This window comes from Reella acinonychis (genome assembly GCF_052384575.1).
Classification (GTDB): Bacteria; Pseudomonadota; Gammaproteobacteria; order Enterobacterales; family Pasteurellaceae; genus JBQSUQ01.
In genome coordinates, this window is sequence record NZ_JBQSUQ010000004.1 from 19,858 (window position 1) to 32,569 (window position 12,712).

General features: G+C 37.4%; 12 protein-coding genes. 9 read left to right on the forward strand and 3 right to left on the reverse strand.

Annotation, left to right across the window (positions count from 1 at the left end; genetic code table 11):
* The first annotated feature begins 37 nt into the window (after positions 1-37).
* Positions 38-1,225: an SEL1-like repeat protein gene (locus ACT2CV_RS01605; RefSeq protein ID WP_464972762.1), complete on the forward strand. Its 1,188-nt coding sequence runs from the start codon at positions 38-40 to the stop codon at positions 1,223-1,225.
* 115 nt (positions 1,226-1,340) lie between these two features.
* Here the strand turns inward: ACT2CV_RS01605 and lysS are convergent, their stop codons facing one another.
* Both lysS and prfB read right to left on the reverse strand, forming a co-directional pair.
* Complete coding sequence (gene lysS, locus ACT2CV_RS01610; protein ID WP_464972761.1) at positions 1,341-2,849, reverse strand: lysine--tRNA ligase; 1,509 nt, start codon at positions 2,847-2,849, stop codon at positions 1,341-1,343.
* 42 nt (positions 2,850-2,891) lie between these two features.
* Positions 2,892-3,990 (reverse strand): peptide chain release factor 2 gene (gene prfB / locus ACT2CV_RS01615; RefSeq protein WP_464972760.1). Its coding sequence is split into 2 segments (ribosomal slippage): positions 2,892-3,914 and positions 3,916-3,990, totalling 1,098 coding nucleotides; the frame shifts between segments, so codons are not numbered across the junction.
* A gap of 171 nt (positions 3,991-4,161) precedes the next feature.
* Between prfB and dsbC the strand changes: the two genes are divergently transcribed.
* From dsbC to ACT2CV_RS01635, 4 genes are read left to right on the forward strand one after another with little or no spacing between them, the layout of a single operon-like run.
* The gene (dsbC, locus tag ACT2CV_RS01620) at positions 4,162-4,854 is read left to right on the forward strand and encodes a bifunctional protein-disulfide isomerase/oxidoreductase DsbC (protein WP_464972759.1); all 693 of its coding nucleotides are present in this window, start codon (positions 4,162-4,164) and stop codon (positions 4,852-4,854) included.
* Between the two features lie 58 nt (positions 4,855-4,912).
* Entirely contained in the window at positions 4,913-6,625 is a 1,713-nt protein-coding gene (recJ, locus tag ACT2CV_RS01625; RefSeq protein ID WP_464972758.1) for a single-stranded-DNA-specific exonuclease RecJ, read from the forward strand.
* Between the two features lie 3 nt (positions 6,626-6,628).
* Positions 6,629-7,270, forward strand: a complete 642-nt coding sequence (locus ACT2CV_RS01630) for a thiol:disulfide interchange protein DsbA/DsbL (RefSeq protein WP_464972757.1) — start codon at positions 6,629-6,631, stop codon at positions 7,268-7,270.
* On the forward strand, positions 7,270-7,959 hold the full coding sequence (locus tag ACT2CV_RS01635; protein WP_464972756.1) for a 5'-methylthioadenosine/adenosylhomocysteine nucleosidase: 690 nt from the start codon (positions 7,270-7,272) through the stop codon (positions 7,957-7,959). Before ACT2CV_RS01630 ends, ACT2CV_RS01635 begins: the two co-directional genes overlap by 1 nt.
* Positions 7,960-7,986: 27 nt before the next feature.
* On the opposite strand, the gene ACT2CV_RS01640 is transcribed toward ACT2CV_RS01635, so the two are convergent.
* The gene (locus ACT2CV_RS01640) at positions 7,987-8,391 is read right to left on the reverse strand and encodes a Cd(II)/Pb(II)-responsive transcriptional regulator (protein WP_464972755.1); all 405 of its coding nucleotides are present in this window, start codon (positions 8,389-8,391) and stop codon (positions 7,987-7,989) included.
* 106 nt (positions 8,392-8,497) lie between these two features.
* Between ACT2CV_RS01640 and metC the strand changes: the two genes are divergently transcribed.
* The 4 genes from metC to crr all read left to right on the forward strand — a co-directional run bounded on the left by metC (position 8,498) and on the right by crr (position 12,518).
* Entirely contained in the window at positions 8,498-9,688 is a 1,191-nt protein-coding gene (gene metC / locus ACT2CV_RS01645; protein ID WP_464972754.1) for a cystathionine beta-lyase, read from the forward strand.
* 175 nt (positions 9,689-9,863) lie between these two features.
* On the forward strand, positions 9,864-10,121 hold the full coding sequence (ptsH, locus tag ACT2CV_RS01650; protein ID WP_464972753.1) for a phosphocarrier protein Hpr: 258 nt from the start codon (positions 9,864-9,866) through the stop codon (positions 10,119-10,121).
* Positions 10,122-10,223: 102 nt separating this feature from the next.
* Positions 10,224-11,951 (forward strand): phosphoenolpyruvate-protein phosphotransferase PtsI, encoded by a 1,728-nt coding sequence (gene ptsI / locus ACT2CV_RS01655; RefSeq protein WP_464972752.1) that lies wholly within the window; start codon positions 10,224-10,226, stop codon positions 11,949-11,951.
* 66 nt (positions 11,952-12,017) lie between these two features.
* Positions 12,018-12,518, forward strand: a complete 501-nt coding sequence (gene crr, locus ACT2CV_RS01660; RefSeq protein WP_464972751.1) for a PTS glucose transporter subunit IIA — start codon at positions 12,018-12,020, stop codon at positions 12,516-12,518.
* Positions 12,519-12,712 lie beyond the last annotated feature (194 nt).

Here is a 12,712-nt window from a genome sequence, read left to right on the forward strand (position 1 = left end):
CGTTTAAATTTTGTATTTGTGTTTTATTCAGAGGAGTATGATGAGACTTGTTAGATATTTGCTTGTTAGCTTGTGCCTTTCTATTTTTACATCTCAGTTTGTGATCGCAGCTACTGATAAAGAACAGATTGATCAAGGTAATGCCGCTTATCAGGATCAGGATTATCTTAAAGCATTAAAATTTTGGCAACCCTTGGCGGATAAAGGAATGAGTGTTGCTCAACATAATATTGGATTGCTGTACGATAGGGGAGAGGGTATCGAGCAGAATGATCAAAAAGCGATGTTATGGTATCAAAAGGCGGCAGAGCAAGGATACAGTATGTCTCAATATAATTTGGCTCTACTTTATGAAAAAGTAAAGAAAGATAGTTCAAAAGCAGCATATTGGTACCAAAAAGCAGCAGAGCAAGATTTCGCAATGGCGCAATATAATTTAGGGACAATGTATATTGAAGGAGATGGTGTTAAGAAAGACTATCTTGCTGCGGAGAAATGGTTTAGAAAAGCCGCTGAACATGGTATTCCAATGGCGCAACATAATTTAGCCGTTATGTATAAGAATGGAGTTGGTGTGAAACAGGATTTTCAACAGGCTATATTATGGTTTACAAAATCAGCTAACAACGGATTCGCAAATGCTCAGTATCAATTGGCGTTGATGTATGATGAGGGTGTTGGAGTTAAAAAAGATGTTCAACAGGCATTTCAATGGTATCAAAAAGCCGCTAAACAAGGAGTACCGTTGGCGCAATATAATTTAGCAATGTCCTATCTTTCAGGTGAAGGTGTAAAGCAAGATTATCTTGCTGCAGAGGAATGGTTCAGAAAAGCCGCGAAGCAAGGTGTCGTGATGGCTCAGCATAATTTAGCTTTTATGCTTGAGCAAGGATTAGGTGTCAACCAAGATTATCAAGAAGCTGCTGAATGGTATTACAAAGCCGCAGAACAGGGGCATACTAAAGCTCAGGTTAATTTGGGCATGATGTATAAAGCAGGTCAAGGTGTTAAACAAGATTATAAACAAGCGTTAAGTTGGTTTGAAAAAGCTGCGAGCCAAAATGATCCGAAAGGTTTAAAATTAGTTGGTATTGCTTATTTTTATGGTGAGGGAACGGACAAACAGATTCCATTAGCCAAAGATTATTTAAGACGTTCTTGTAAGGCGGGCGACGAATCGAGTTGTAAAGCACTTGAAATGATAGAAAGGAAAGGGATTAAATAACGTGAAGCTATTTTCTATTATTTCAAATAGATACTAATGAAATTAGTAACTGACCGAGGGTTAAATAAAAGGGCTGAATTATTTAATTCAGCCCTTAAAAGTGCGGTCAATTTTATTATGATTTATGTTTCATCGCTGGGAATAAAATCACATCGCGGATTGACGCGGCATTAGCAAATAACATTGCTAAGCGGTCAATACCTAAGCCTTCGCCTGCTGTTGGTGGTAAACCATGTTCTAATGCAACAACAAAGTCATCATCTTTAAACATGGCTTCATCATCGCCCGCATCTTTTGCGGCTACTTGTGCGTCAAAGCGTTCAGCTTGATCTTCAGCGTCATTTAATTCTGAGAAACCATTACCAATTTCACGACCGCCAATAAATAATTCAAAACGATCGGTCACTTCTGGATTTTCATCATTACGGCGCGCTAATGGCGAAATTTCAGCTGGATGAGCCATTAAGAATGTTGGTTGAATTAAGTGATGTTCAGCTACTTCTTCAAAAATCGCATTTACAATTGAGCCTAATCCCCAAGATTTTTGAACTTCGATTCCCAATTTATTTGCCAATGTTTTTGCACGATCCATATCATAAAGATCATCTTTTACAATGCCTTTATCTGCACCATATTTCAAGATCGCATCATGCATTGTGATACGCTCAAATGGTTTACCAAAATCAAATTCTAAATCGCCATAAGGCACAATGGTTGTACCTAAAATATCAATGGCTAATTTGCGTAATAATTCTTCAGTATTATCCATTAAATCATGATAATCCGCATAAGCTTGATAGTATTCTATCATAGTAAACTCAGGGTTATGGCGAACAGAAACCCCTTCGTTACGGAAATTACGGTTTAACTCAAACACACGCTCGAAACCACCAACTACTAAGCGTTTTAGGTAAAGCTCTGGGGCGATACGTAAATACATATCAATATCTAAAGCATTATGATGGGTAACGAATGGACGAGCTGCGGCACCACCTGGAATCACCTGTAACATTGGGGTTTCAACTTCAATAAAGCCTTTATTGATGAAATATTCACGAATACCTGCAATCACTTTTGAACGAATCACAAAAGTGCGGCGTGAATTTTCATTAGAAATCAAGTCTAAATAGCGTTGACGATAGCGGGTTTCTTGATCGCTTAAACCATGGAATTTATCTGGTAATGGACGTAATGCTTTTGTGAGCAATTCCACTTCGCTCACTTTTACTGTCAGCTCATTGGTTTTTGTTTTAAATAACGTACCTTTAACACCGACAATATCGCCTAAATCCCAGTTACCAACATCTTCAGCATAAACACCTTCTGCTAAATTATCACGTGCAACATAAAGTTGAATACGTCCACTCATATCTTGAATGGTGATGAAAGTTGCTTTACCCATAATACGACGGGTCATAATACGTCCAGCCACTGCAACTTCAATATGTTGTTCTTTTAATTGTTCGCCATCAGCTTCGTCATATTCAGTATGTAATTGTTGAGCTAATGCATCACGACGAAATGTATTTGGAAATGGATTGCCTTTTTGGCGTAACGCTTTTAATTTCTCTCTGCGTACCAACATTTCCCCATGAAAGTCTAATTCTTGATTTTGTTCTGTCATATTATTTCCTAATTTATAAAGCACAAATATTGTGCAAATTGATTATAATCCTGCTTTTAAACTGGCTTCGATAAAGCGATCTAAATCGCCATCCAATACAGCTTGCGTATTGCGATTTTCAACTCCAGTTCGTAAATCTTTAATACGTGAATCATCCAACACATAAGAGCGAATTTGGCTTCCCCAACCAATGTCAGACTTGCTGTCTTCCATCGCTTGTTTATCCGCATTTTTCTTTTGTAATTCAAGCTCATAAAGTTTTGCTTTAAGTTGCTTCATCGCTTGATCTTTGTTTTTGTGCTGTGAACGATCGTTTTGGCATTGCACGACAATTCCGCTTGGAATATGGGTAATTCGCACCGCACTTTCCGTTTTATTCACGTGCTGACCGCCTGCGCCTGAAGCACGATAGACATCAATACGTAAATCCGCTGGGTTGATTTCAATATCAATATCATCCTCAATTTCAGGATAGATAAATGCTGCAGCAAATGATGTGTGGCGACGGTTATTGCTATCAAATGGACTTTTTCGCACTAGACGGTGAATACCTGTTTCTGTGCGTAACCAACCAAATGCATATTCCCCTGAAACGCGAATAGTCGCAGATTTCAAACCTGCAACATCACCGTCAGAAACTTCCATTAATTCAGTTTTAAAGCCTTTGCTTTCTGCCCAACGTAAGTACATTCGCAATAACATTTCTGTCCAATCTTGCGCTTCTGTACCGCCAGAGCCCGCTTGTAAATCCACATAGCAATCGCAGGTGTCATGTTGACCACTAAACATACGACGGAATTCTAGCAATGCCAGCTTTTGTTCAAGTTCATCTAATTCTGCAACGGCTTCATCAAAAGTTTGTTGATCTTCGCCTTCAATGGCTAATTCTAATAAACCATCCACATCTTCTAAACCTTGCACAAGTTGCTTAATGGTATTGACTACCGCTTCTAAGCTTGCCCGTTCTTTGCCTAATGCTTGTGCTTTTTCAGGTTCATTCCATACATCAGGTTGTTCTAATTCTGCGTTGACTTCTTCTAAACGTTCAACTTTGCTATCGAAGTCAAAGATACCCCCTCAGTACGTGCGTACGCTCACTGAGATCGGCAATTTTATTTTTTATGGGATTAATTTCAAACATAAATTTGATTGAGTTTACATTGTAAAAATAAGGCGCAATTATAGGCTATTTCTGCCTTTTTTGCCACTAAGATTGTAGATGAATAGGGGGATATTTTGTGTTTTTTGCTTGCACTCTCACTTAATCATTCTATAATTCAACGTTTATACATTGATTTTATTAGGAACAAAGATGAAAAAAACAAGCAAAATATTGACCGCACTTTTTGTGGCAGCAGCTTCTAGCGCAGTTTTTGCTAATGATGCAGCGATCACCTCAAGCTTGAAAAAACTAGGTGCAACAGAGGTTGAAGTGATTGCATCGCCAGTAAAAGGTTTGAAAACGGTGATTACAAATGATGGCATTTTATATGCGAGCGAAGATGGCAGATATGTTTTGCAAGGTAAATTATTTGAATTAACAGACAAAGGCCCTGTTGATATTACAGCTAAGGCATTGATGTCAACCTTAGAAAGCTATAAAAACGAAATGATTGTTTATCCTGCGAAAAAGGAAAAACATGTGGTGACCGTATTTATGGATATCACTTGCCATTATTGTCATAAATTTCATGAACAAATTAAAGAATACAATGATTTAGGCATTACGGTGCGTTATTTAGCTTTCCCTCGTCGCGGTATGGATAAAACCGCTCAACAAATGGAAGCAATTTTTACTGCGGATGATAAAGCTCATGCATTAAACGAAGCAGAAAAAGGTAATTTACCAAAACAATTGAAAACACCTCATATTGTGGCGAAACATTATCAATTAGGTTTACAATTTGGTGTACAAGGCACACCAAGTATTATTACTGAAAATGGTGAAGTGATTGGCGGTTATTTAGCACCGAAATCTTTACTTGCCGCATTAGAAAATAATTAATTTATCGGGCGTGTTATCACGCCCAATTTGTATTTCCTCAACTTAATTCTTTGTGATTGTGAATAAAATAATTCAACGTCGAGAAGTGCCAACCGGCGATCCCTTATCTGATAATCCCTTATTAGACAGATTGTATCGCGCGCGCCATATCAAAAACACGCAACAATTAGACCGCACTTTACAGTCTATGTTATCGCCACATTTATTGCATGGCATTGAAAGTGCGGTGCAATTATTGGCAGATTCTCGCGATAAAAAAATTGTGATCGTGGGCGATTTTGATGCTGATGGGGCAACCAGTACCGCATTAGCCGTTTCAGCACTTCGTCAGTTAGGATTTACAGATGTAAATTATTTAATTCCTAATCGCTTTGAGCAAGGTTATGGCTTAAGTATTGCGGTAGCGGAAATCGCGATTCAACAAGGCGTGGAACTGTTAATTACTGTTGATAACGGCATTTCCTCATTGGAAGGCGTGGACTATTTGAAACAACGCAATGTGGCGGTGCTGATTACAGATCATCACTTAGCCCCTGAGCAATTACCGAATGCGGATGCGATTATCAATCCTAATTTGCCGCAATGCCAATTCCCTTCGAAATCTTTGGCTGGAGTGGGCGTAACATTTTATGTGATGTTAGCTTTACGTGCTAAATTGCGTGAATTAGGCGTATTTACCCCAGAAAACCAACCGAATTTTACTCAATTACTTGATTTAGTGGCATTGGGCACCATCGCAGATGTGGTGCCTTTAGATCAAAATAATCGCATTCTTGCACATCAAGGATTATTACGCATCAAGGCTGGCTATTGCTGTCATGGAATTCGTGCTTTAGCCGAAGTCGCAAACAAAGAACTCAACCGTTTGGAAGCCAGTGATCTAGGTTTTTCTATTGCACCACGTTTAAATGCCGCAGGACGTTTGGATAATATGTCTATTGGTGTGGAATTATTATTAGCCGATACTATTGAGCAGGCGCGTGCATTAGCATTAGATCTTGATAGTTTAAATCAAACGCGGAAAGAAATTGAACAAGGCATGAAGCTTGAGGCATTAGAAATTTGCCGAAATTTAACCGCACTTAAAAGCGAATTACCGCTCGGCGTGGCATTATATCAAGCGGATTGGCATCAGGGCGTACTGGGGATTTTAGCTTCTCGCATTAAAGATCAATTTCATCGTCCCATTGTGGCATTTGCGCAAGAAAGTAACGAAGTATTAAAAGGATCGGCGCGCTCTGTTGAAGGCTTGCATATGCGTGATTTATTGGAACGCATACATCAACGCTATCCTGACATGATATTAAAATTTGGTGGTCATGCCATGGCGGCGGGATTAAGTATTAAGGCGGATAAGTTTGAATTATTCCAAAAAGCCTTTAATCAAGCAGTGACCGACTGGATTGGCGATGATGAGTTAAAAGGCATTATTTGGACGGATGGCGAATTATCGCCTGCATTGTTAAATATCCAAACAGCTGAACAACTAAAACAGGCAGGTCCTTGGGGACAAGCTTTTCCTGAGCCTATGTTTGATGGTGAATTTAATGTGTTAGAACAACGTTTAGTTGCTAAACGTCATCTGAAAATGACGCTTATTTCTAAACAAGGTGGTGGATTAGTGGATGCTATTGCTTTTAATGTGGATACCCGTTATTACCCTGATCTATCAATAAAATCAGTAAGATTAGTGTATAAGCTCGCGATCAACGAATACCAAGGTGCACAACATATTCAATTATTAGTGGATTATATTGAACCTACGTCATAGAAAATGCGATATTTAGTGATTTTATGTCTCTTTTGGTCTGCTCAACTTTGGGCGTTAGAAGAGCAAGCAAATAAAACTGAATTTGAAGATGGCAAAGACTATTTTTCTTATAGCTCGCCGTTAAATGTGCCTTTGCCACAAGGAAAGGTATTGATTCAGTCTTTTTTTGATTACGATTGCCGCGTTTGTAGTAACACTCAAGATATTTTAACCTTGTATCGCGATCTTAACCCAAATAAAGTGGTGCTTGAAGAATTTCCCGTTGCCACCAAGGAATCTTATTTTTCTGCTCAAGTTTTTTCCACATTACAACATTTGAAACATAATGAGATCGCAGGATTACTATTATTTGAAACGGCTAATGTTGAGCAATTTAAGCATTTGTCCAAATTAGAAAATTTACATGCTTGGCTGGCAGAACATAAAGTTGACCCATTATCATTCGATAATGTTTTTCATTCTGAGCCTGTGACAAAAGAGGTTAACGCAAGTATTACAAGAACGGAAAAATATGGGGTGTTTACTTATCCTTTTGTGGTGATCAATGGGCAATATGTGTTGACGAATAGCACCTTGTATAATGATGATTATAGTTTTGCGGTATTAGATTATTTAGTGAATAAATTAACAATAAAGAGTAAATAATGAAAATTGGAATTGTTGGTGCAATGGCACAAGAAGTTGAAATGTTATTAAATTTAATGACAGAAAAAACACAAACTACAGTGGGAAGTGCGGTGATTTTTGAAGGAAAAATTGCGGGTAAATCTGTGGCTTTATTACAATCGGGAATTGGTAAAGTGGCCGCTGCAATTGGTACAACTGCGTTATTGCATTTAACTAAACCTGATGTAGTGATTAATACTGGTTCGGCTGGTGGTGTTGCGGAAGGACTGAATATGGGCGATATAGTGATTTCAACTCATACGGCTTACCATGATGCTGATGTGACTGCTTTTGGCTATGCTAAAGGTCAGCTGCCGAATTGCCCAGCTCGTTTTGCCTCTGATCCTCATTTAATTGAAGTAGCCGAAAAAATTGCTAAGCAGCAAGGACATCATGTCAAATTAGGTTTGATTTGTTCTGGAGATAGTTTTATTTCTTCGGAGCAAACATTGCTCCAAATCAAAACGGACTTCCCTGATGTCACAGCAGTAGAAATGGAAGCGGCTGCAATTGCCCAAGTCTGCCATTCTTTTGCTGTGCCTTTTGTGGTTGTACGTGCAATTTCAGATTCAGGCAATGGCGAAGCGAGTCTTTCGTTTGAAGAATTTTTACCTTTAGCTGCCAAAATGTCATCTCAAATGGTGGTGGGGATCCTAGAAACATTATAATTCAAAAAAGTGCGGTTAAAATTTCCCTTATTTTAATCGCACAAATCTACTGTGTTTCAATAGCGTACTCATAGCATTTTGTCCTTCAGCCTCTAAGCATTTTCTTTTTAATTCAATCAATTCCATACGCAAATGATCTAATTCATGAATCCGTTTCGCAATATCCTTGATATGTCTATCAAGTAATAGATTTATTTCTTGGGTTTGCTCAGCCGTGGCGTTATCCAAACTGAGTAATTGACGGATTTCAGCTAAAGAAATATCCAAAGTACGACAATAACAAATAAATGCAAGACGTTGTAAATGTTCGTTCGTATAGGTGCGGTAATTATTGCTGCTGCGCTGTGCTGGTTGGAGCAGTCCTTGTTTTTCATAAAAACGGATGGTTTCCACTGTGCAACCAGTGGTTTTGGCGAGTTGTCCAATTCTCATATTTTGTTAAATCATCATGATGAGCAAGAGTTGATCAATATGCCTATTAGACTATAATTTATGAAATAATTGCAATGGAACTTGCGTAAATAATATGAGGAAAAGAATGAAAAAACAGGCATTAGCGACCACTTTAGTTCATGCTGGACGACATAAACGTGTCACTCAAGGTAGTGTCAACCCTGTTGTGCAACGCGCTTCTTCTTTAGTATTCGACAGTATAGAGGATAAAAAGCAAGCAACAATCAAACGTGCGCAGCAAGCATTGTTTTATGGGCGTAGAGGTACATTAACACATTTTGCTTTGCAAGATTTAATGTGCGAAATGGAAGAGGGGGCTGGTTGCTATTTATATCCTTGTGGTGCTGCAGCTGTTACAAATAGCATTTTAGCTTTCGTCAAAACAGGTGATCATGTTCTTATGTCGGGAGCAGCTTATGAGCCAACACAGGATTTTTGCAATCATGTATTGAAACGTATGGGCGTGGAAGTGACTTATTATGATCCTATGTCGGGAGCGGATATTGCAAAATTGATGCAAAAAAATACTGCAGTTGTGTTTTTAGAAACACCTAGTTCGTTAACAATGGAAGTGCCTGATGTTCCGGCTATTGTGCAAGCAGTGAGACAGATTAATCCTGAAGTGGTGATTATGGCGGATAACACTTGGAGTGCGGGAGTTTTATTTAAGGCATTATCTTTTGGCATAGATATTTCTATCCAAGCAGGAACCAAATATTTGGTGGGGCATTCTGATGCCATGATTGGTACTGCAGTAGCGAATGCACGTTGCTGGGATCAGCTTCGAGAAAATAGTTATTTAATGGGACAAATGGTTGATGCTGATACAGCTTATACGACGGCGCGCGGTATTCGTACTTTATCTGTACGACTTAAACAACATCAAGAAAGCAGCATTGTCATTGCAAATTGGTTAGCCGAGCAACCAGAAGTAAAAGCGGTCTATCATCCTGCTTTAGTGTCTTGTCCTGGACATGAATTCTTTGTTCGAGATTTTAGTGGATGCTCAGGTTTATTTTCTTTTGAATTGAAACAAAAATTAACAACTGAACAACTTTCCGCATTTATGGACAATTTCCAATTGTTCTCTATGGCATATTCTTGGGGTGGTTTTGAAAGTTTAATTTTATATAATCAACCTGAAGAAATTGCTAAAATCCGTCCGAATATTGACCGCACTTTAACCGGCACCCTGATTCGATTACACATTGGTTTTGAAGCGGTCGATGAATTAATTGCAGATTTGAAAGCTGGATTGGCACGATTAAATTTATAAAAATATTATGAAAATGTTAAAATTTGATTATTAATTGCTCAATCTACCTCTTTTTATTTGTTTTTTTGAATTTTGGCGTGCTTCAATTTCATTAATGACTTAGAATATAACAAGTTAAAGGCTTATTTAAACTGAGTAAGCTTTAGTCTTTGAAACCTAAAATAGAGGATTTATTATGTACTCAAAAGATGTTGAAATTACAGCTCCTAGCGGTTTACACACTCGTCCAGCAGCACAATTTGTAAAGGAAGCAAAAGCATTTGCATCTGATATTACTGTGACTTCTGCTGGTAAAAGTGCTAGTGCGAAAAGCTTATTTAAGTTACAAACTTTAGGTTTAACCCAAGGTACAGTAATTACTATTTCTGCTGAAGGTGAAGATGAGCAAGCCGCTGTAGAGCACTTAGTTGCATTAGTACCTACTTTAGAATAACTATTCTCTAACCATAAAGCGCAATTTTGATCATATATATGACGAAAGCGGTGTTTTATGGTTATTTATTTTTTGTACCCCATTCAATTTAGAAGGTGAATTATGATTTCAGGAATTCTAGCTTCTCCAGGCATCGTTTTAGGTAAAGCACTTGTTCTTAAAGAAGAAAAAATTGTGCTTGATACAAGCAAAATCACAGATGAACAAGTTGATACAGAAATTGCTCGTTTTTATGATGGACGTAAAGCAGCAGTTGAACAATTAAGCTCAATTCGCGATCGTGCATTAAAAACATTAGGTGAAGACAAAGCGGAAATCTTTGAAGGTCACTTAATGATTTTAGAAGATGAAGAATTAGAAGAAGAAATTATTGATTATCTTCGTACCCATAAAGTGAATGCTGCCGTCGCTGCAAGCAAAATTATTGATCAGCAAGTTGCTGTTTTATCAGATATTGATGATGAATATTTAAAAGAACGTGCCGGTGATATTCGTGATATTGGTAATCGTCTAGTCAAAAATATTTTAGGTATGAATATTATTGATTTAGGGGATATTAATGAGGAAGTGATTTTAGTTGCTTACGATTTAACACCATCTGAAACTGCACAATTAAATTTAGATAAAGTGCTTGGTTTTGTGACAGATATTGGCGGTCGTACATCCCATACTTCTATCATGGCGCGTTCATTAGAGTTACCAGCAATTGTTGGTACAAATAATGTTACTGAATTAGTAAAATCAGGTGATATGTTGATTTTAGATGCGGTTAATAATGAAGTTCATATTAATCCAAGTGAAGAAAAAATCACCGCACTTAAAGTAGCTCAAGAAAAATTAGCACAAGAAAAAGCTGAATTAGCGAAATTAAAAGATTTACCTGCGGTAACAACTGATGGTCATCAAGTTGATGTGGTAGCGAATGTTGGGACGATTCGTGATTGCGATGGTGCGCATCGTAATGGAGCTGAAGGTATTGGTTTATATCGTACAGAATTTTTATTCATGGATCGCGATGCGTTACCAACTGAAGAAGAACAATTCTTAGCTTATAAAGAAGTTGTTGAAGCAATGAATGGTCGTATCGTTATTTTACGTACCATGGATATTGGTGGTGACAAAGAATTACCATATTTAAATTTACCAAAAGAAATGAACCCATTCTTAGGATGGCGTGCAATTCGTATTGCTTTAGATCGTCGAGAAATCTTAAATGCACAATTAAGAGCAGTATTGAGAGCGTCAGCCTTTGGTAAATTGGCAATGATGTTCCCGATGATTATTTCTGTAGAAGAGATTCGCCAATTGAAAGAAATTCTTGAAACCTTGAAGCAAGAATTACGTAACGAAGGCAAAGCATTTGATGAAAATATTCAAATTGGTGTAATGGTGGAAACCCCATCTGCTGCAGTAAATGCAAAATTCTTAGCGAAAGAAGTGGATTTCTTCAGTATTGGTACCAATGACTTAACACAATATACTTTAGCAGTGGATCGCGGCAACGAAATGATTTCACATTTATATAATCCGTTATCTCCTTCAGTGTTAAATTTAATTAAACAAGTGATTGATGCTTCACATTCTGAAGGTAAATGGACTGGTATGTGTGGTGAATTAGCCGGTGATGAACGTGCAACTGTTTTACTGCTTGGTATGGGCTTGAATGAGTTTAGTATGAGTGCGATGTCTATACCTCGTATTAAGAAAATCATTCGTAATGTAACTTATCAAGAAGCAAAAGAATTAGCAGAAAAAGCGTTGCAATTACCAACTGCTTCAGAAATTGCTCAATTAGTTGACGATTTTTTACACCAAAAAGCATTTAATTAAATACAAGGCAGAAATTTTACGTTAGAATACGTAAGATTTCTGTTTATCATTTTTAGGAGAGTAAAAATGGGATTTTTTGATAAATTATTTGGTGCTAAAGAAAGCAAGGCAGTTGAAGTGAAAATTTATGCACCACTTTCAGGGGAAATTGTTGATATTGAAGATGTACCAGATGTGGTTTTCTCTGAAAAAATCGTTGGAGATGGTGTTGCTATTCGTCCAAATGGCAATAAAATTGTCGCTCCTATTGATGGTGTGATTGGCAAAATTTTTGAAACTAACCATGCTTTTTCAATGGAATCCAAAGAAGGTGTTGAGTTATTTGTTCACTTTGGTATTGATACAGTTGAATTAAAAGGTGAAGGTTTCACAAGAGTAGCCCAGGAAGGACAAGAAGTTAAATGCGGTGATACAGTTCTTGAATTCGATTTGTCTTTATTAGAACAAAAAGCGAAATCTGTATTAACACCAATTGTCATTTCAAATATGGATGAAATTAGTAACATTACTAAGCATACAGGTGAAGTTGTTGCTGGTGAATCTGTCGTCTTAGTATTGAAAAAATAATGATTTTATAAAAAGCTCGCTTTGGCGAGCTTTTTTATTCTTTTTAATTTAATTTTCTGAATTTGTCGTTATACCAGTTAGTATTTTTAGTCAAAATACAGCACTTTATAGTAAAAGTGCGGTCAAAATTTTAGACAAAATCAGGAAAAGTAAAAATAATGTTAATTTTTCCTATCTTTGACTAAAAAAATCTA